Consider the following 17,849-nt stretch of genomic DNA (forward strand, 5'->3'; position numbering starts at 1 on the left):
ACAATTTAAGGTCTGCTTATGAAAAAGATCATTGCAGTGACCGGCTGCCCTACCGGTATTGCGCATACATTTATGGCTGAAGAAGCCTTAAAAAATGCCGCGAAAAAATTATCTGTTGAAATAAAAGTTGAAACCAATGGTGCCAGTGGCGTTGAAAATGCTATTCAACCTGCTGATCTGGTAGATATTGCCGGAGTCATTATTGCGGCGGATAAAGATGTCTTACCTGATCGCTTTAATGGTTTACCGGTTATTGAAGTACCGGTAAAAGAAGCAATCCATCATCCTGCGGAGCTGATTAACAAAGTTATTAATGGTGAAGCCCCAATACGTAAAGGCGAATCAACCACCAGAACGGAAATTATCGAAAAAGAATCGCTTGGGCGACAAATTTATAAACACCTGATGAGTGGTGTTTCAAATATGCTGCCTTTTGTAGTTGCCGGAGGCATATTAATTGCGGTGTCGTTTTTATGGGGGATTTATTCCGCTGATCCTAATTCAGCTGAATACAATGCAACCGCCGCTATGCTAATGAAAATCGGTCAGCAAGCCTTTTCGATTATGGTTCCGGTCTTTACCGCTTATATTGCATTCTCTATTTCTGGCAGACCAGGGATGGTGGCTGGATTTGTCGGCGGCTTACTGGCAAATGCTACCGGCGCAGGATTTCTCGGTGGGATAATTGCCGGATTCGCCGCCGGTTACCTGATGTTATGGGTAAAGAATCGACTCGAAGGCTTACCGCGTCAGTATGAAGGCCTGAAATCGATTTTTATTATGCCGCTCATTGGCGTACTGGTTATTGGCGTGTTGATGTCGCTGCTTGGGCAACCTGTCGCAGCTATCAATAATAGCATGATGAACTGGCTGGCATCTCTACAGGAAGCGAATCCAATATTGCTGGGTATTGTGGTGGGTGCAATGTGCTCCTTTGACTTTGGCGGCCCGGTAAACAAAGCCGCTTATGTCACCGGCACGCTTTTACTGGGCCAGGGCAACTTCTACTTTATGGCTGGTGTGTCTGCCGCATGTATTACTCCACCACTGGTAATTGCTCTGGCGACCACCTTCTTTCCAAAAGGTTTTAGCGAGGAAGAACGTGCCGCAGGCATGGTTAACTATATCCTCGGTTGTACACACATCACTGAAGGCGCGATTCCTTTCGCAGCGAAAGATCCTTTGCGTGTCATCCCGATGATGATGATTGCTTCCAGCATTTCCGCGGTACTTAGCTACAGCTTGCGTATTCAGGTTCCGGCTCCTCACGGCGGCTTCTTAATTTTACCTTTGGTGAGTCAGCCGCTGGCCTGGGTGTTATGTATCCTTGCGGGCTCTGCATGTGGTGCGGTGATGCTTGGCCTATGGAGATTGTGGGCTGTGCGCAAAAATTCAGTCAACACAACTCCTGTAGTAAAGGCTGGAGGTCAGAATGCAGCTCTGTGAACACGATATTTTTGTCAGCGATGAGCGCCTCGATAAAGTCACCGCTCTGCACCGTGTGGTGGAAAAGTTATCTGCGGCTGGCAATACCACGCCTGACTATTTACGCGGCATGTTGGATCGCGAAGCACAGATTTCCACTTATCTGGGCAATGGAATCGCGATCCCACACGGTACGCCAGAGTCTCGCGATGCGGTATTACAAACCGGTGTAAAGGTAATCGTTTTTCGCTACGGCGTTGACTGGGGTGACGGCAACACCGCGTATCTGGTCACCGGAATTGCCGCGCGCTCCAATGAACATCTTGAGATTTTGCGCCAACTGACTCGCGTGCTCAGCGATGACGCTATTCCGCAAGCATTGGCTAAAGCCGAATCCCCCAGTCAGGTTTTAACGCTACTGACTGGATCGACGACCAATACGCCAGCAGCCGTGGAGTTGCAGGAGGGTGAGCAGGCAACGTTTGTCATCCATAATCCGCATGGTTTACATGCCAGACCCAGTGCGGTGCTGGTGAAGTTTATCAAACAGTTTCAAAGCCACATTACGGTAGAAAATCTGGATAACGCCTCCGGCCCGGTGGACGGGAAAAACCTGATGCGGGTGGTGTCGCTCGGCGCGAAAAAGGGGCATCGCTTGTTGTTCCGGGCGCAGGGCGAAGATGCACAGCAGGCACTACGTGAAATCGAGGAGTTTATCGCCTCTGGTGCAGGCGAGATGATCACCGTTCCTGTTACCCCACCACCAGAAGCCATGAAGCCAAAGCGCAGTTGGCTATCTCGATTGTTTAATTAGCCTTCGTTTGTTCCTCCGTGCTCGCTCCGGCGGGTACGGTTTTTCATGACAAAGTGAAATTACAGACATTACACATCCTTTCGTCACCTTACATTTTCTTTCGCAACTTTCATTTATCAGATCAAAATCACAAAACAACATTACGAAAGCCTATAAATTCTTTCGAATAAGACAAACGAAAGAATTCGGAGATAAAAGTGAAAGGAATAATTGCTCGTCATAAAGCAGGAGAACATCTGGGCATCTGTTCAGTTTGTTCTGCTCATCCCCTGGTTATCGAATCAGCTCTGCTTTTCGATCTCAACACTGACAACAAAGTATTGATTGAAGCCACATCCAATCAGGTGAATCAGTTTGGCGGTTATACCGGCATGAAACCGGCTGACTTTCGTGATTTTGTCTATGGCATCGCCCAGGAAGTGGGATTTCCACGTGAGCGGTTGATTCTTGGTGGCGATCATTTAGGGCCTAACTGCTGGCAGAACGAACCGGCAGCGGCGGCAATGGAAAAGTCGGTTGAGTTAATAAAAGCGTATGTCGCCGCTGGTTTTAGCAAAATTCACCTGGACGCGTCGATGTCCTGCGCAGATGACCCGACACCGTTGGATCCGATGGTCGTTGCACGCCGTGCCGCCGTGCTTTGTAAAGCAGCAGAAGAGACCGCAAACGAAGAACAAAAATGCCATCTGACTTATGTCATCGGCACGGAAGTGCCCGTTCCTGGCGGTGAAGCCAGTACTATCGGCAGCGTTCATGTCACCCGCGAAGTCGATGCTGCCCGTACGCTGGAAACTCACCAAATCGCGTTTCGTGAATCAGGTCTGGAAGAAGCACTGTCACGCGTGATCGCCATTGTGGTGCAACCGGGCGTTGAATTTGATCATACCCAGATTATTCATTATCAGCCGCAGGCGGCACAGGCGCTCTCCGCATGGATAAAAGAAACGCCGATGGTCTATGAAGCGCATTCGACTGATTATCAGACGCGACAGGCCTACCGCGCCCTCGTTCGCGATCATTACGCCATTCTGAAGGTCGGCCCGGCGCTCACTTTCGCGCTGCGCGAAGCCATTTTCGCACTTGCGCAAATGGAAAATGAGCTGGTATCCCCAGAACAACGTAGCCGCGTGATGGAAGTTATCGATGAAGTGATGCTAAACGAGCCAGGCTACTGGAAAAAATACTACCGTCCAACCTGGAGCCAGGCGATGGTCGACATCCACTTTAGTTTGTCTGACCGTATTCGCTATTACTGGCCGCACCCGCGTATTCGTCAAAGCGTAGAGAATTTAATCGCCAATCTGAACAACGTCACATTGCCGCTGGGATTAATTAGCCAGTTTATGCCCGTACAGTTTGAACGCCTGTCTGAGGGCGTGCTCACCCCCACGCCGCATAACCTGATTATTGACAAAATTCAGGATGTTCTGCGCGCTTATCGCTTCGGTTGCACGCCGGATGCCGCCTGAATAATGGAGAATTTATGAGCCAACTATTTGTCCGAACCGGAATCACATTCGACTCGAGCCAACAGGCGCTGGCGCACATTGGCAAAGAGATGCTGGCGAAAGGCGTGGTACATGATAGTTATCCGCAGGCGCTGGTGGAACGTGAAGCGTCTTTTCCTACCGGCATTGCGCTGGAGCGTCACGCCGTCGCTATCCCTCATTGCGAGGCGGTTCATGCGAAATCACCCGCTATCTATCTGATTCGTCCAGATAAGCCGGTCATGTTTCAACAGGCGGATGATGACGAAGAGATTGCCGTTTCGTTAATCATCGCCTTAATCGTTGAAAACCCGGCGGCACAGCTAAAACTTCTGCGCCGCCTGTTTAGTGAGCTACAGAACCCGAGCACCCTCGATGCCCTGTTAAGCGCGCCGGATGCCGAACTGGCGATACGCTTTCAGGAAACCATCCTTGAGCCTGAGCAGTGCGCCCAGGTTTGATAATAAATTGATAATAATGAGGAATACCCTATGAAACGTAAAGTAATTGTGGCCTGTGGCGGTGCGGTTGCAACCTCAACGATGGCTGCGGAAGAAATTAAAGAGCTATGTGATGCCAACCATATTGAACTCGACTTAGTGCAATGCCGGGTCACCGAAATCGAAACCTATATGGACGGCGCCGATCTTATCTGTACCACTGCCAGGGTCGATCGCGCCTTTGGCGATATTCCCGTCGTTCACGGTATGCCTTTTGTTTCCGGCGTGGGTATTGAAGCATTACAGCAAAAAATTCTGTCCATTCTCATGGGGTAACGTATGTTTAGCGAAATAATGCGTTATATCCTCGACTTAGGCCCAACGGTGATGCTGCCTCTGGTGATCATCGTGTTCTCTAAACTGCTGGGAATGAAGCTTGGGGATTGTTTTAAATCGGGTTTGCATATTGGTATCGGCTTCGTGGGTATTGGTCTGGTCATCGGCCTGATGCTGGATTCTATCGGCCCCGCGGCGAAAGCCATGGCGGAACATTTCCAAATCAATCTCCACGTTATTGACGTCGGCTGGCCGGGTTCATCGCCCATGACCTGGGCGTCACAAATCGCGTTGGTCGCGATCCCTGTCGCCATCGGGGTTAACGTCCTGATGCTGGTGACCCGCATGACCCGCGTGGTGAATGTCGATATCTGGAATATCTGGCACATGACCTTCACGGGCGCCATGCTGCATCTGGCGACCGGTTCATACTGGCTGGGGATTCTGGGCGTTGTGGTTCATGCCGCCTTTGTCTACAAACTGGGGGACTGGTTTGCCAAAGATACCCGCGACTATTTTGGCCTCGAGGGGATTGCTATCCCACACGGCTCATCCGCGTACCTGGGCCCCGTGGCGGTGCTCGTTGATACCATTATCGAAAAAATTCCGGGTCTCAATCGTATTCACTTTAGCGCAGACGATGTCCAGAAACGCTTCGGACCGTTTGGCGAGCCGGTGACTGTCGGCTTCGTGATGGGGCTGGTGATTGGTGTGCTGGCAGGCTACGACGCCAAAGCCGTTCTGCAACTGGCGGTCAAAACCGCAGCGGTGATGCTGCTTATGCCACGCGTCATTAAACCTATTATGGATGGCCTAACGCCTATCGCGAAACATGCGCGTAAACGTCTACAGGCCAAATTTGGCGGGCAGGAGTTCCTGATAGGCCTTGATCCAGCGCTACTGCTCGGTCATACCTCTGTTGTCTCCGCGAGCCTGATATTCATTCCGCTGACCATCCTGATTGCCGTCTTAGTACCGGGGAACCAGGTACTGCCGTTCGGCGACCTCGCCACCATCGGTTTCTTTATTGCGATGGCGGTCGCGGTACACCAGGGCAACCTGTTCCGCACGCTGATTTCAGGTGTCATTATCATGGGTATCACCCTGTGGATAGCCACCCAGACGATTGGCCTGCATACCCAGCTGGCTGCCAATGCCGGAGCGCTAAAAGCTGGCGGACAAGTCGCCTCGCTGGATCAGGGCGGTTCCCCCATCACCTGGCTGCTGATTCAACTTTTTACCTGGCAGAATATCGTCGGCTTCGCCGTCATTGCCATTATCTATCTGGCCGGCGTACTGCTGACCTGGCGTCGCGCCCGACAGTTTGTCGCGGCTGAGAAAGCCACGGCGCTACAGCAAAGTCAAATCGCCTCTTAATTTTAGGGGAGCAATCGCTCCCCTCACCTTCCTGGAGAATGTTATGAAATCAGTGGTTATTCACGCTGAGGGAGACGTGCGCGTTGAAGAACGCCCCTTACCACAACTGCAAGCCGAGGACGATGTGTTGGTCAAGGTCGTTAGCTCGGGGCTTTGCGGGTCGGATATCCCGCGTATTTTCGCGCAGGGCGCCCATTATTATCCTATTACGTTAGGCCATGAATTCAGCGGCTACGTTGAATCCTACGGTACTGGCGTAACGGATATGCAGCCTGGCGATGCCGTCGCTTGTGTCCCGCTTCTTCCCTGCTTTCACTGTCCGCAATGCGAACGCGGTTACTTTTCTTTATGCAAACAGTATCAGTTTGTAGGATCGCGCAGCGAAGGCGGTAATGCGGAATATGTGGTGGTCAAACGGGCCAATCTTTTCCGCTTGCCGTCTGATATGCCGATTGAAGATGGCGCGTTTATCGAACCGATTACCGTGGGCTTACACGCCTTTCATCTGGCGCAGGGCTGCGAGGGGAAAAACGTAATTATCGTCGGTGCCGGGACAATCGGCCTGCTGGCCTTACAGTGCGCGCGGGAACTGGGCGCGCGAAGCGTAACGGCGATTGATATCAATCCGCAGAAACTGGAACTGGCGAAAGCGCTCGGCGCAACGCATACCTGTAATAGCCGGGAAATGACCGCCGACGACATCCAGACCGCGTTGTCCGACATTCAGTTTGATCAACTGGTTCTCGAAACGGCAGGAACTCCCCAGACCGTCTCGCTGGCTATCGATATCGCCGGGCCGCGCGCGCAACTGGCGCTGGTGGGGACGTTACATCACGATCTCACCCTGACAACGCGTACATTCGGGCTAATTTTGCGTAAAGAGCTCACGCTCCTCGGCAGTTGGATGAACTACTCCGCGCCATGGCCAGGAGAAGAATGGGAAACCGCAGCGCGCCTGTTGGCTGAAAAACGTCTTCAACTGACCCCTCTCATTGCCCATCGCGGCGATGCGGAAAGCTTTGCAGAAGCAGTCAAAGCGCTTAATGGCGCGCCCATGCAGGGCAAAATCCTACTTCAACTTTCCTGATGGTACGAGCCAGCAACCTGCGCTGGCTCACATTTCCTTTCGAAATTTAGCGTTCACCTTTCGCAATCCTTCGTTTAAACTAGTTACAGTTAATTATCAGGCAAATCAATATGAACTCATTTGAGCGAAGAAATAAAATTGTCGACCTGATTAATACGCAAGGCAGCGTGCTGGTGATGGACCTTTCAAATACCTTTGGTATTTCTGAAGTGACTATCCGTGCTGACCTGCGTCTGCTGGAAGAGAAAGGCCTTGTCACCCGTTTTCATGGCGGCGCGGCAAAACCGGGAAGTCATCTGGCGGAAGGCGACAATCAGGAAGTCATTCTGGAAGATCGGTATCAACTCGCCAGCGATCCGAAAAAGCGGATTGCCCAGGCGGCTGCGGCAATGGTTGAAGAAGGAATGACCATCATTCTGGATAGCGGGAGCACAACATTACTGATTGCGGAAGCGCTCGCGCGAAAAAGCAATATTACGGTGATCACTAACAGCTTGCCTGCCGCTTTTACGCTATCAGAAAATAAAGATCTCACGCTGGTGGTCTGCGGCGGTACGGTACGGCATAAAACCCACTCAATGCACGGCACGATTGCGGAACGATCGCTACACGGCATCAGCGCCGATGTCATGTTTGTCGGGGCGGATGGCATTGATGCGACAAACGGTATTACCACGTTTAACGAAGGTTATTCCATTAGCGGCGTCATGGCGGCGGCGGCACACAAAGTTATCGCGGTACTGGACGCGACCAAATTTAACCGTCGCGGCTTTAACCAGGTATTGCCGATGGACAAGATCGATTGTGTGATAACCGATGACACCATCAGCAAACAGGATAAAGCGGCATTAGCGAAAACAGGCGTGGAACTAATGATCGTCTAAAAAGGAGTCGGTTATGCGTTGCTGATCGCGAGAGTAAGCCCGAAGGAAAGGCCCGGCCCGCTATCACCGCCCAATGCCCCCATCACTTTACCCACATCAATCACCTGATTGAGTATTAACGCGATGGCGATAAAAGGCGGTTCCCGGGCGCTCGCTTTTACTCTTCCTGCTGCCCCAGCGCATATTTATACAGCGCATTTTTCTTCACGCTGTGAATTTCTGCTGCCAGCGCCGCCGCTTTTTTCAGCGGCAGTTCTGCCTGTAGCAGCGCCAGCGTGCGCAGCGCGTCGGCGGGCAGGTCGTCTTCTTGCGCTTTATGCCCTTCAACAATCAGCACCATTTCGCCTTTGCGACGGTTTTCATCTTCTTTGACCCACGCCAGCAGCTCGCCGACCGGCGCGCCGTGAATGGTTTCCCAGGTTTTGGTCAGCTCACGCGCCAGCACCACATAGCGGGATTCTCCCAATACCGCGACGATATCTTCCAGGCTATCTAACAGGCGGTGGGTTGACTCATAAAAAATCAGCGTTCGCGGCTCCGCTTCAATGGCTTTTAGCGCATCACGGCGGCCTTTGGATTTCGCCGGTAAAAAGCCTTCATAGCAGAAACGGTCGGATGGCAGGCCAGCGGCGCTCAGGGCGGCAATCGCCGCACACGGCCCCGGTAGCGGCACCACGCGAATCCCCGCTTCACGGCAGGTACGTACCAGGTGATAGCCGGGGTCATTAATTAGCGGCGTACCGGCGTCGGAAACCAGCGCAATGTTCTGCCCTTCTTTTAGCTTCGCGACCAGCGTTTCCGCTTTTTGTTGTTCGTTATGGTCGTGCAGCGCGAACAATCGGGCATTAATCCCAAAATGTTGCAGCAATAAACCGGTGTGACGAGTATCCTCGGCGGCAATCAGATCTACAGCCTGTAACACCTCCAACGCACGCTGGGTAATATCCGCCAGATTACCGATAGGAGTAGGTACAATAAAGAGTTGGCCCTGAGAATTATCCGCCGATTCGTTTTGTTTCATTGTGTCGTCCGTATTGCCGATTTAATATTGAGCATTGCGTAAAAAAATATCACTGGATACAGTATGGTACCCTCAACATTTTCTCGTTTGAACGCCGCACGCGCGCTGCCTGTCGTCCTGGCTGCGCTACTTTTCGCCGGGTGCGGCACCCAGGCGCCAGATCAAAGCGCAGCCTATATGCAGGGTTCAGCGCAAGCTGACTCCGCCTTTTACCTGCATCAGATGCAGCAAAGCGCAGATGATAGCAAGACCAACTGGCAATTACTCGCCATTCATGCACTGCTGAAAGAAGGAAAAAGCCAGCAGGCCGTCGACCTGTTCAACCAACTCCCGCAAAATCTGAACGATACCCAGCGTCGCGAACAGTCTTTATTAGCGGTAGAAATCAAACTGGCGCAAAAAGATGTCGCAGGCGCGCAGGCCTTGCTGGATAAACTAAAACCCGCCGACTTTGCGCCAAATCAGCAAGCGCGTTACTGGCAGGCGCAGATCGTTGCCAGCCAGGGACGCCCGTCGCTTACCCTATTGCGGGCGTTAATCGCCCAGGAACCGCTACTGGCGGCGAAAGAGAAACAAAAAAATATCGACGCCACCTGGCAGGCGCTCTCCGCCATGACGCCGGATCAGGCCAGGACGCTGGTTATCAACGCCGATGAAAATGTGCTTCAGGGCTGGCTGGATCTGCAACGCGTCTGGTTTGACAACCGCAACGATCCGGACATGCTGAAAGCCGGGATCGCCGACTGGCAAAAACGCTACCCGCAAAATCCGGGGGCGAAAATGCTGCCGACGCAGCTCGTCAATGTACAACGTTTTAAACCAGCTTCCACCAGCAAAATCGCTCTGCTGCTGCCGCTGAACGGTCAGGCTGCCGTGTTTGGCCGTACCATCCAGCAAGGTTTCGAAGCCGCGAAAAACCTCGGCACCCAGGCGGTAGAGATGCAGCCTGCCGCCGCGCCTGATGCGCCAGTAGAACCTGGCGTGGAGGAGACGCAGCCACAAATGACCAACGGCGTCGCCAGTCCGTCGCAGGCCTCGGTGAGCGATCTGACTGATGACGCTCCATCCCAGTCCGCTACGCCAGTCAGCGCGCCACAAACTCCCCCTGCTACAGCAAGCGCGCCGGCGGATCCCTCCGCTGAATTAAAAATCTACGATACCTCTTCCCAGCCGTTGGATCAGGTGCTCGCTCAGGTTCAGCAAGACGGCGCCAGTATCGTGGTCGGGCCGCTGTTGAAAAACAATGTGGAAGCGCTGATGAAAAGCAACACGCCGCTCAACGTGCTGGCGCTCAACCAGCCGGAAACTGTACGTAGCTTCCCTAATATCTGCTATTTCGCGCTCTCTCCTGAAGATGAAGCCCGTGACGCGGCGCATCATATTTATGACCAGGGCAAGCAGTCGCCGCTGCTGTTGATCCCACGCAGCGCGCTTGGCGATCGCGTGGCGAACGCCTTCACCCAGGAGTGGCAAAAACTGGGCGGCGGCATCGTGTTACAGCAAAAATTCGGCTCCGTAGCCGAGCTGAAAATGGGCGTGAACGGCGGCGCGGGTATCGCGTTGACGGGCAGTCCGGTCGCCGCCAGCGTGCCTACGCAGCCTGGCGTCACCATTGGCGGTCTGACCATCCCTGCGCCGCCGACCGACGCGCAAATCACCGGCGGCGGACGCGTAGACGCGGTCTATATTCTGGCTACGCCGGAAGAGATTGGCTTTATCAAACCGATGATCGCCATGCGTAACGGCACCCAGAGCGGCGCGACGCTGTATGCCAGCTCCCGCAGCGCGCAAGGCACCTCCGGCCCCGACTTCCGTCTGGAGATGGAAGGTTTACAATACAGTGAAATTCCTATGCTGGCAGGCGGCAATATGCCGTTGATGCAGCAGGCGCTGAGCGCTGTACATAACGACTATTCTCTGGCGCGGATGTACGCCATGGGCGTGGATGCCTGGACGCTGGCGAACCACTTTTCGCAGATGCGTCAGGTGCAGGGGTTTGAGATCAATGGTAATACCGGCGCATTAACCGCCAGCCCGGATTGTGTGATTAACAGGAAGTTATCATGGCTCAAATACCAGCAAGGGGAGATTGTTCCCGCCAGCTAACGCGTAAACAGGCTGGCGACGCGTGGGAAGCTGCCGCGCGTCGCTGGCTGGAAAGCAAAGGACTGCGGTTTATCGCCGCCAACGTGCGCGAGCGCGGCGGCGAAATCGATCTGATCATGTGCGACGGAAAAACGACGGTTTTTGTTGAGGTCCGCTATCGGCGCTCCGGACTTTATGGCGGCGCGGCGGCCAGTGTGACCCGCAGCAAGCAACACAAATTATTACATACTGCCCGCTTGTGGCTCGCCCGCCAGAATGGGAGTTTTGATACTGTGGATTGTCGGTTCGATGTGTTAGCCTTCACCGGAAATGAGATTGAGTGGTTTCGGGATGCGTTTAACGACCACTCATAATTGAAGATTTTAAGGATTAGCGTGCTCGAAAGAATCAAAGTTTGCTTTACAGAAAGCATTCAAACTCAAATTGCTGCGGCGGAAGCGCTTCCGGATGCCATTTCCCGCGCCGCCATGACGCTGGTTCATTCCCTGCTTAACGGCAACAAAATCCTCTGTTGTGGAAACGGGACGTCCGCGGCCAACGCACAGCATTTTGCTGCCAGCATGATTAACCGCTTTGAAACGGAGCGACCCAGTTTACCCGCCATTGCACTAAATACCGATAATGTGGTCTTAACTGCGATCGCTAACGATCGCCTGCACGATGAAGTTTATGCAAAACAAGTCCGGGCGCTGGGACATGCAGGCGATGTTTTATTGGCGATCTCTACGCGTGGTAATAGTCGCGATATCGTAAAAGCCGTTGAAGCAGCCGTCACACGTGACATGACCATTGTGGCGCTAACCGGGTATGACGGGGGTGAGCTGGCCGGACTATTAGGGCCGCAGGATGTTGAAATTCGTATCCCTTCACATCACAGCGCGCGCATTCAGGAAATGCATATGCTGACGGTAAACTGCCTGTGCGATTTGATCGATAACACGCTTTTTCCTCACCAGGATGATTAAGGAGTACACATGAAGGCATTTTCGCCGCTCGCAGTCCTTATTTCTGCGTTGCTATTGCAAGGTTGCGTCGCCGCCGCGGTAGTGGGTACGGCAGCCGTCGGCACCAAAGCCGCAACCGACCCGCGTAGCGTGGGCACCCAGGTGGATGACGGAACGCTGGAACTGCGTGTCAGCAGCGCGCTGTCGAAAGATGAGCAAATCAAAAAAGAGACGCGCATCAATGTCACGGCTTATCAGGGCAAAGTTTTGTTAGTGGGCCAGTCGCCAAACAGCGAACTCTCCGCACGCGCGAAACAGATAGCGATGGGCGTTGAAGGCACCACCGAGGTCTATAACGAGATTCGCCAGGGTCAGCCTATCGGCCTGGGGACCGCCTCTAACGATACCTGGATCACCACGAAAGTTCGCTCACAGCTACTGACCAGCGATCAGGTAAAATCGTCAAATGTGAAAGTCACCACCGAAAATGGCGAAGTATTCCTGCTGGGCCTGGTAACTGAACGTGAAGGTAAAGCGGCAGCGGACATCGCCAGCCGGGTGAGCGGCGTGAAACGCGTGACCACCGCCTTTACGTATATTAAGTAACCGGTGTGCCGGGTGGCGATAAAAATGTGTAAACCGCGTCGCCATCCGGTAAATCATCCGGCTTCGCTACCCCGCTTTTTCCCGCAGTTGCGATGAGGTCAGAATCGTCACGCCTTCTTGTGCTGGCGCCAGCGCTTCCGCCAGCATGGCCCGCGCCACATCCCGCGCATCAATCGATTTCCAGTTTCCGGGCAGCAGCCGGAATAGCGGAGCGAAAAGCGTTTCATTCACCCGCCGCGTTGTTCTGTCGCCGAGCAGCATAGAAGGCCGGGCAATCGTCAAACGAGGCCAATCTTGCGCGATTAACGCCTCCTCCATTTCTCCTTTCACCCGATTGTAGAAAAACGGAGAGTGCGCGTTTGCTCCCATTGCGCTGACCACCAACATGTGCTGCGCGCCCAGTCGACGCCCGGTCAGCGCGGTATCAACCACCAGCGTATAATCCGCATGAATAAACGCCGCTTTACTTCCCGCTTCACGCCGGGTCGTGCCCAGGCAGCAAAAAACAATATCTACCGGGTCGGTCACCTGAGCTAACGCGTCGGTAAGCTGCGGATCGTGAGGGTTATAAACGCCGACAATATCCGTCAGCGGACGACGCGTCGGCGCGGCGATAGCGCTCACCTGCGGCGTGTTGATTAACATTCTCAGCAGATGTCCGCCGACCAGTCCGGTCGCGCCGGTAATCAGTACCTGACTCATCCTCGCTCCTTTACAGATTTGTCCACCTTGCACTCTCGGCCCTATCGACCAGGCTTAATAGTCTACGAGGTAAGTATCCATCATTGTGGAAAATTTGCCTTACCCGACGCCACCACTGCGGAGGAAACGCATGAGTAAGAAAATTGCCGTTTTGATTACCGATGAATTTGAAGATTCAGAATTTACCTCGCCGGCTGCAGAATTCCGTCAGGCCGGCCATGAGGTCATCACCATCGAAAAAGAGGCGGGTAAAACGGTGAAAGGAAAAAAAGGCGAGGCCAGCGTCACCATTGATAAGGCTATTGATGACGTTCGTCCCGACGAGTTCGACGCCTTGCTATTGCCGGGAGGTCATTCGCCGGACTACCTGCGCGGCGACAGCCGTTTCGTGGATTTTACCCGCGATTTCGTTAACAGCGGTAAACCGGTTTTTGCCATTTGCCACGGCCCGCAGTTGTTGATCAGCGCCGATGTCATTCGTGGCCGCAAACTCACGGCGGTGAAACCGATTATTATCGATGTGAAGAACGCGGGCGCGGAATTTTACGATCAGGAAGTCGTCGTCGATAAAGATCAGCTGGTGACCAGCCGCACGCCTGACGACCTGCCGGCATTTAACCGCGAGGCGCTACGCCTGCTGGGCGCGTGAGTCGCGTAACCAGTGCAGTTTTTTACCAAACCCCAGCGTGTTGTCGGTGAATTTAATTTCATCCAGCCGGATTTCCCATACCGGCGCTGGCAGCACCCTGGCGACCGGGAAGCGACGAAGGTAAGCTTTACGCGCGGCGTCGCTCTCCTCCCCCTCCAGACGGCGAATTTCCCCTTTAAACTGCACGCCGCGAATGCGCGCCACCGTTTTCGGCTGACCATTGACCGTTCCCGCAACTGGCGCGCACGCGCCGGACATTTGCGCATGGCGGGTTTTATCATCCGTTAACAGATACAGCGCGACGTTTTGCGCATCGAACAAATAAAACGCATTGGCGCACCACAGCTCTCCCTCATGGTGTACGCACCAGGTCACCACGTGTTGTTTCGCCAGCCAACGGCCAATAGCGGTAAGTGTGTCCATTTTTATTCTCGCTTATACTGGGAACCTGAAAATTATCATGCTGATGGCGACAATGACACCCTGGTATCTGTATCTGATTCGTACTGCAGACAATGCGCTTTACACCGGAATAACCACCGATGTGGCGCGTCGCTACAGGCAGCATCAAACGGGAAAAGGCGCAAAAGCATTACGGGGAAAAGGCGAGTTAACGCTGGCGTTTGCGGCGCAGGTCGGCGATCGCTCGCTGGCCCTGCGCATAGAGTATCGCATCAAACAGCTCACAAAGCGCCAGAAGGAGCGCCTTGTGACGGAACGCGAAGCGTTTGAGGCGCTGCTGTCCAGCCTGCAAACGCCGGTGCTTAAAAACGATTGAAGTGGTCGTGATACTCCACCAGCCCCGTCACGCCTTCCAGCGCATCCTCAGCCAAACGGTGTACCTGGAAAGCGCTTTCCGTACCGGGCCAACGGCAGTGAAGATCGTAATGCGCGGCCAGTTCAAAACCGAAGCGGCTATATAACGCCGGGTCGCCCAACGTCACGACCGCCGCGTAGCCGAACTCGTTGAGCGAATCCAGCCCTTCATACACTAACTGGCGCGCCAGCCCTTGCCCGCGATACTTTTCATCGACCGCCAGCGGCGCCATGCCGACCCACTGTAAATCTTCGCCCTGCACATCAACCGGACTAAAGGCGACATAGCCCACCACCTGGCCTTCATCATCCGTGGCCACCAGTCCGAGCGTCAGAAAACCATCTTCACGCAAATCGTGAACCAGCTTCGCTTCCGCATCGCTTTCGAATGAACGGCGTAACAGCGCATCAATACCAGGCGCATCAATAGGAATTTCTACTCGAATTAGCATGGTTCACCTACCGAGGTCTGTTTGGTTTCCGGCGAGTTTTTCATACCCGCCTCAACAAAATCCGCCAGTTGCAGCAGCATAACGCGTAACGCTTTCGGCATCTGCTCCAGTTCGATGGCGTCCATCAGATTCTTCACATACAACCCTAACTCAGTATCGCCTTCAATGACCAGTCGACGCTGGAAAAAGAGCGTATCCGGGTCCTGTTTACGGGCAGCTATCATTAGCAGATCGCTGGCGTCGGCGCTAAAACTGACGTCGGCATCCGCCTGCTGGCTAACGATCAGTTTTTCATTTTCAACCGTGGTATACCATTTTAAGTCGATGTCACGAACATGAATGCTTAACCAACGACCTTCGAGGAATTCCAGCTCTCCATCGGCCAGCGCCTGACGAAACTGCCAGCTCAGAACCTGTTCCAGAACCTGGCGCTTTAGCGCAAAGGGCGTCAGTTTAACCGGTACACTCATCAGAGACGGGCCAGCATGGACTAAGCGTGAACGCAGTTTATCTAACACGAGCTTTACTCCCTGTTTCAATAGTCCTGTTATTTTGCCATATCCAATAAATCACATGGCGGCGTAAATCAACAATTGGGTCTGATTTTCTACCCCATTATTGGTGTTACCAATACGCCTTTAACTGCCTTAAATCAAAAATTGTCGCAGCAAGGTTAACTAAAATCCCTGTTCGTTAACAATTTTGCGTCTCAGACGTAACCCTCAGGATAAATTATGGAGCTGCTCTGCCCTGCCGGAAATCTCCCGGCGCTGAAGGCGGCCATCGAAAACGGCGCTGACGCCGTTTATATCGGGTTAAAAGACGATACCAATGCCCGTCATTTTGCCGGCCTTAACTTTACCGAAAAAAAATTGCAGGAAGCGGTGAGTTTTGTTCACCAGCATCGCCGCAAATTACACATCGCCATTAATACTTTTGCGCATCCGGACGGCTATGCCCGCTGGCAGCGCGCCGTGGATATGGCGGCGCAGCTTGGCGCCGACGCGTTGATTCTCGCCGACCTCGCTATGCTGGAATATGCCGCAGAGCGTTACCCGCATATTGAGCGCCATGTTTCCGTTCAGGCTTCGGCAACCAACGAAGAGGCGATTCACTTTTATCACCGCAACTTTGATGTCCACCGTGTAGTACTGCCGCGTGTACTGTCGATTCACCAGGTAAAACAACTGGCCCGCGTCACGCCGGTGCCGCTGGAGGTATTCGCGTTTGGCAGCCTGTGCATTATGGCGGAAGGTCGCTGCTATCTTTCTTCTTACCTGACGGGGGAGTCGCCCAATACCGTCGGCGCCTGCTCGCCCGCCCGCTTTGTCCGTTGGCAGCAAACGCCGCAGGGGCTGGAATCGCGCCTGAATGATGTCCTGATTGACCGTTACCAGGATGGCGAAAACGCGGGCTACCCAACGCTGTGTAAAGGCCGCTATTTAGTGGACGGCGAGCGCTATCACGCGCTGGAGGAGCCAACCAGCCTGAACACGCTGGAACTGCTGCCGGAGCTCATGGCGGCGAACATCGCTTCGGTGAAGATCGAAGGCCGCCAGCGCAGCCCGGCCTATGTCAGCCAGGTGGCGAAAGTGTGGCGCCAGGCGATCGATCGCTGCAAAGCCGCCCCGCAAAACTTCGTTCCACAGCGCGACTGGATGGAGACGCTCGGCGCGATGTCCGAAGGCACTCAAACCACGCTTGGCGCATATCACCGTAAATGGCAGTGAGAGGAGCTATGAAATATTCCTTAGGACCGGTGCTTTATTACTGGCCGAAAGAGACGCTGGAAGATTTTTATCAGCAGGCCGCAAAAAGCAGCGCTGATGTCATTTATCTGGGCGAAGCGGTGTGCAGCAAGCGTCGCGCGACCAAAGTCGGCGACTGGCTGGAAATGGCGAAATCCCTCGCCGCCAGCGGTAAGCAGGTGGTGCTCTCTACCCTGGCGCTGGTACAGGCGTCATCTGAATTAAGCGAGCTGAAACGCTATGTGGACAACGGCGATTTTCTGCTGGAAGCCAGCGATCTTGGCGTGGTGAATCTGTGCGCCGAGCGCAAACTGCCGTTTGTCGCCGGCCATGCGCTGAATTGCTACAACGCGGTCACGCTGCGCCGGTTGCTGAAAGAAGGCATGGTACGCTGGTGTATGCCGGTGGAGCTGTCCCGCGACTGGCTGGTGAATTTGCTTAATCAGTGCGATGAACTGGGCATCCGCAATCAGTTTGAAGTGGAAGTGTTGAGCTACGGGCATCTGCCGCTGGCCTACTCCGCTCGCTGCTTTACCGCCCGTTCGGAAGACCGCCCGAAAGATGAGTGCGAAACCTGCTGTATCAAGTATCCAAACGGTCGTGACGTGCTCTCGCAAGAGAATCAGCAGGTGTTTGTGCTTAACGGTATTCAGACCATGAGCGGCTATGTCTATAACCTTGGCAACGAACTGATGTCGATGCAGGGATTGGTCGATATCGTGCGGCTGTCGCCGTTGGGTACGGAGACATTTGCCATGCTTGATGCCTTTCGCGCTAACGAAAACGGCGGTGCGCCATTACCGCTTGCCTCCCATAGTGACTGCAACGGCTACTGGAAGCGGCTGGCCGGGCTGGAGCTACAGGCCTAGCCGGATGGCGGCATAAAGACCTTATCGGGCCTACAAATAGCGCTCCCGTAGGCCCGATAAGCGCAGCGCTATCGGGCATTGTTTTT

General features: G+C 53.9%; 21 protein-coding genes. 16 read left to right on the forward strand and 5 right to left on the reverse strand.

Annotated elements, in window-relative coordinates:
- The first annotated feature begins 18 nt into the window (after positions 1 to 18).
- The 8 genes from J4645_RS12640 to J4645_RS12675 all read left to right on the forward strand — a co-directional run bounded on the left by J4645_RS12640 (position 19) and on the right by J4645_RS12675 (position 7,850).
- A complete protein-coding gene (locus J4645_RS12640; RefSeq protein WP_000719914.1) occupies positions 19 to 1,446 on the forward strand; it encodes a PTS fructose transporter subunit IIBC in 1,428 nt (475 codons plus the stop codon).
- Positions 1,433 to 2,239 (forward strand): HPr family phosphocarrier protein, encoded by an 807-nt coding sequence (locus J4645_RS12645; protein ID WP_023214437.1) that lies wholly within the window; start codon positions 1,433 to 1,435, stop codon positions 2,237 to 2,239. The genes J4645_RS12640 and J4645_RS12645 overlap by 14 nt, the downstream gene beginning before the upstream one ends.
- A gap of 197 nt (positions 2,240 to 2,436) precedes the next feature.
- Positions 2,437 to 3,708: a tagatose-bisphosphate aldolase subunit GatZ gene (gene gatZ, locus J4645_RS12650; protein ID WP_023214438.1), complete on the forward strand. Its 1,272-nt coding sequence runs from the start codon at positions 2,437 to 2,439 to the stop codon at positions 3,706 to 3,708.
- Between the two features lie 14 nt (positions 3,709 to 3,722).
- Positions 3,723 to 4,187 (forward strand): PTS galactitol transporter subunit IIA, encoded by a 465-nt coding sequence (gene gatA / locus J4645_RS12655; protein WP_000080444.1) that lies wholly within the window; start codon positions 3,723 to 3,725, stop codon positions 4,185 to 4,187.
- A 30-nt stretch (positions 4,188 to 4,217) separates the two neighbouring features.
- Positions 4,218 to 4,502 carry a PTS galactitol transporter subunit IIB gene (gene gatB, locus J4645_RS12660; protein WP_000824293.1) on the forward strand — a complete coding sequence of 95 codons (285 nt, stop codon included), beginning with the start codon at positions 4,218 to 4,220 and terminating at the stop codon, positions 4,500 to 4,502.
- A gap of 3 nt (positions 4,503 to 4,505) precedes the next feature.
- Positions 4,506 to 5,879 carry a PTS galactitol transporter subunit IIC gene (locus J4645_RS12665; protein ID WP_000490601.1) on the forward strand — a complete coding sequence of 458 codons (1,374 nt, stop codon included), beginning with the start codon at positions 4,506 to 4,508 and terminating at the stop codon, positions 5,877 to 5,879.
- 43 nt (positions 5,880 to 5,922) lie between these two features.
- Complete coding sequence (gene gatD, locus J4645_RS12670; protein ID WP_000844174.1) at positions 5,923 to 6,966, forward strand: galactitol-1-phosphate 5-dehydrogenase; 1,044 nt, start codon at positions 5,923 to 5,925, stop codon at positions 6,964 to 6,966.
- A 110-nt stretch (positions 6,967 to 7,076) separates the two neighbouring features.
- Complete coding sequence (locus J4645_RS12675) at positions 7,077 to 7,850, forward strand: DeoR/GlpR family DNA-binding transcription regulator (RefSeq protein WP_001083899.1); 774 nt, start codon at positions 7,077 to 7,079, stop codon at positions 7,848 to 7,850.
- A gap of 157 nt (positions 7,851 to 8,007) precedes the next feature.
- Here the strand turns inward: J4645_RS12675 and rsmI are convergent, their stop codons facing one another.
- Positions 8,008 to 8,871, reverse strand: a complete 864-nt coding sequence (rsmI, locus tag J4645_RS12680; RefSeq protein ID WP_000812285.1) for a 16S rRNA (cytidine(1402)-2'-O)-methyltransferase — start codon at positions 8,869 to 8,871, stop codon at positions 8,008 to 8,010.
- A 63-nt stretch (positions 8,872 to 8,934) separates the two neighbouring features.
- On the opposite strand from rsmI, the gene J4645_RS12685 reads away from it, so the two are divergent.
- From J4645_RS12685 to dolP, 4 genes are read left to right on the forward strand one after another with little or no spacing between them, the layout of a single operon-like run.
- Complete coding sequence (locus J4645_RS12685; RefSeq protein WP_001608172.1) at positions 8,935 to 10,977, forward strand: penicillin-binding protein activator; 2,043 nt, start codon at positions 8,935 to 8,937, stop codon at positions 10,975 to 10,977.
- Positions 10,935 to 11,330, forward strand: coding sequence for a YraN family protein (locus tag J4645_RS12690; RefSeq protein WP_000057283.1), 396 nt, complete (start codon positions 10,935 to 10,937; stop codon positions 11,328 to 11,330). Before J4645_RS12685 ends, J4645_RS12690 begins: the two co-directional genes overlap by 43 nt.
- A gap of 21 nt (positions 11,331 to 11,351) precedes the next feature.
- Positions 11,352 to 11,942: a DnaA initiator-associating protein DiaA gene (gene diaA, locus J4645_RS12695; RefSeq protein WP_000893481.1), complete on the forward strand. Its 591-nt coding sequence runs from the start codon at positions 11,352 to 11,354 to the stop codon at positions 11,940 to 11,942.
- Between the two features lie 9 nt (positions 11,943 to 11,951).
- Positions 11,952 to 12,527 carry a division/outer membrane stress-associated lipid-binding lipoprotein gene (gene dolP, locus J4645_RS12700; protein WP_000643280.1) on the forward strand — a complete coding sequence of 192 codons (576 nt, stop codon included), beginning with the start codon at positions 11,952 to 11,954 and terminating at the stop codon, positions 12,525 to 12,527.
- A 66-nt stretch (positions 12,528 to 12,593) separates the two neighbouring features.
- Here the strand turns inward: dolP and J4645_RS12705 are convergent, their stop codons facing one another.
- Positions 12,594 to 13,229 carry an NAD(P)H-binding protein gene (locus J4645_RS12705; protein ID WP_001552025.1) on the reverse strand — a complete coding sequence of 212 codons (636 nt, stop codon included), beginning with the start codon at positions 13,227 to 13,229 and terminating at the stop codon, positions 12,594 to 12,596.
- 130 nt (positions 13,230 to 13,359) lie between these two features.
- Here J4645_RS12705 and yhbO point away from each other — a divergent pair, with 130 nt between their 5' ends.
- Complete coding sequence (yhbO, locus tag J4645_RS12710; RefSeq protein WP_000037599.1) at positions 13,360 to 13,878, forward strand: protein/nucleic acid deglycase; 519 nt, start codon at positions 13,360 to 13,362, stop codon at positions 13,876 to 13,878.
- Here the strand turns inward: yhbO and J4645_RS12715 are convergent.
- A complete protein-coding gene (locus J4645_RS12715; protein WP_001608176.1) occupies positions 13,858 to 14,301 on the reverse strand; it encodes a YhbP family protein in 444 nt (147 codons plus the stop codon). The two genes, yhbO and J4645_RS12715, sit on opposite strands and share 21 nt — an antisense overlap.
- Positions 14,302 to 14,338: 37 nt before the next feature.
- Between J4645_RS12715 and J4645_RS12720 the strand changes: the two genes are divergently transcribed.
- Positions 14,339 to 14,656 carry a GIY-YIG nuclease family protein gene (locus J4645_RS12720; protein ID WP_000928379.1) on the forward strand — a complete coding sequence of 106 codons (318 nt, stop codon included), beginning with the start codon at positions 14,339 to 14,341 and terminating at the stop codon, positions 14,654 to 14,656.
- Here the strand turns inward: J4645_RS12720 and J4645_RS12725 are convergent.
- Both J4645_RS12725 and J4645_RS12730 read right to left on the reverse strand, forming a co-directional pair.
- Positions 14,643 to 15,146: an N-acetyltransferase gene (locus tag J4645_RS12725; RefSeq protein ID WP_000908562.1), complete on the reverse strand. Its 504-nt coding sequence runs from the start codon at positions 15,144 to 15,146 to the stop codon at positions 14,643 to 14,645. The two genes, J4645_RS12720 and J4645_RS12725, sit on opposite strands and share 14 nt — an antisense overlap.
- The gene (locus J4645_RS12730; protein WP_000884721.1) at positions 15,140 to 15,664 is read right to left on the reverse strand and encodes an SCP2 domain-containing protein; all 525 of its coding nucleotides are present in this window, start codon (positions 15,662 to 15,664) and stop codon (positions 15,140 to 15,142) included. Before J4645_RS12730 ends, J4645_RS12725 begins: the two co-directional genes overlap by 7 nt.
- 216 nt (positions 15,665 to 15,880) lie before the next feature.
- Here J4645_RS12730 and J4645_RS12735 point away from each other — a divergent pair, with 216 nt between their 5' ends.
- Together J4645_RS12735 and J4645_RS12740 are read left to right on the forward strand one after the other, a co-directional pair.
- Positions 15,881 to 16,876, forward strand: a complete 996-nt coding sequence (locus tag J4645_RS12735; RefSeq protein ID WP_023214439.1) for a peptidase U32 family protein — start codon at positions 15,881 to 15,883, stop codon at positions 16,874 to 16,876.
- Entirely contained in the window at positions 16,867 to 17,763 is an 897-nt protein-coding gene (locus J4645_RS12740; protein WP_077911074.1) for a U32 family peptidase, read from the forward strand. Before J4645_RS12735 ends, J4645_RS12740 begins: the two co-directional genes overlap by 10 nt.
- The last annotated feature ends 86 nt before the right edge of the window (positions 17,764 to 17,849 follow it).

It is taken from the genome of Salmonella sp. 32082101201600294FB01SM01, from assembly GCF_017572865.1.
Taxonomy (GTDB): Bacteria; Pseudomonadota; Gammaproteobacteria; order Enterobacterales; family Enterobacteriaceae; genus Salmonella; species Salmonella enterica.

What these genes read in the sequence shown, in the direction of transcription:
- J4645_RS12640 (WP_000719914.1), top strand. Translation starts at nt 19, where the DNA reads ATGAAAAAGATCATTGCAGTGACCGGCTGCCCTACCGGTATTGCGCAT.
- J4645_RS12645 (WP_023214437.1), top strand. Translation starts at nt 1,433, where the DNA reads ATGCAGCTCTGTGAACACGATATTTTTGTCAGCGATGAGCGCCTCGAT.
- gatA (WP_000080444.1), top strand. Translation starts at nt 3,723, where the DNA reads ATGAGCCAACTATTTGTCCGAACCGGAATCACATTCGACTCGAGCCAA.
- gatB (WP_000824293.1), top strand. Translation starts at nt 4,218, where the DNA reads ATGAAACGTAAAGTAATTGTGGCCTGTGGCGGTGCGGTTGCAACCTCA.
- J4645_RS12665 (WP_000490601.1), top strand. Translation starts at nt 4,506, where the DNA reads ATGTTTAGCGAAATAATGCGTTATATCCTCGACTTAGGCCCAACGGTG.
- gatD (WP_000844174.1), top strand. Translation starts at nt 5,923, where the DNA reads ATGAAATCAGTGGTTATTCACGCTGAGGGAGACGTGCGCGTTGAAGAA.
- J4645_RS12675 (WP_001083899.1), top strand. Translation starts at nt 7,077, where the DNA reads ATGAACTCATTTGAGCGAAGAAATAAAATTGTCGACCTGATTAATACG.
- rsmI (WP_000812285.1), bottom strand. Translation starts at nt 8,871, where the DNA reads ATGAAACAAAACGAATCGGCGGATAATTCTCAGGGCCAACTCTTTATT.
- J4645_RS12685 (WP_001608172.1), top strand. Translation starts at nt 8,935, where the DNA reads ATGGTACCCTCAACATTTTCTCGTTTGAACGCCGCACGCGCGCTGCCT.
- J4645_RS12690 (WP_000057283.1), top strand. Translation starts at nt 10,935, where the DNA reads ATGGCTCAAATACCAGCAAGGGGAGATTGTTCCCGCCAGCTAACGCGT.
- dolP (WP_000643280.1), top strand. Translation starts at nt 11,952, where the DNA reads ATGAAGGCATTTTCGCCGCTCGCAGTCCTTATTTCTGCGTTGCTATTG.
- J4645_RS12705 (WP_001552025.1), bottom strand. Translation starts at nt 13,229, where the DNA reads ATGAGTCAGGTACTGATTACCGGCGCGACCGGACTGGTCGGCGGACAT.
- yhbO (WP_000037599.1), top strand. Translation starts at nt 13,360, where the DNA reads ATGAGTAAGAAAATTGCCGTTTTGATTACCGATGAATTTGAAGATTCA.
- J4645_RS12715 (WP_001608176.1), bottom strand. Translation starts at nt 14,301, where the DNA reads ATGGACACACTTACCGCTATTGGCCGTTGGCTGGCGAAACAACACGTG.
- J4645_RS12720 (WP_000928379.1), top strand. Translation starts at nt 14,339, where the DNA reads ATGCTGATGGCGACAATGACACCCTGGTATCTGTATCTGATTCGTACT.
- J4645_RS12725 (WP_000908562.1), bottom strand. Translation starts at nt 15,146, where the DNA reads ATGCTAATTCGAGTAGAAATTCCTATTGATGCGCCTGGTATTGATGCG.
- J4645_RS12735 (WP_023214439.1), top strand. Translation starts at nt 15,881, where the DNA reads ATGGAGCTGCTCTGCCCTGCCGGAAATCTCCCGGCGCTGAAGGCGGCC.
- J4645_RS12740 (WP_077911074.1), top strand. Translation starts at nt 16,867, where the DNA reads ATGGCAGTGAGAGGAGCTATGAAATATTCCTTAGGACCGGTGCTTTAT.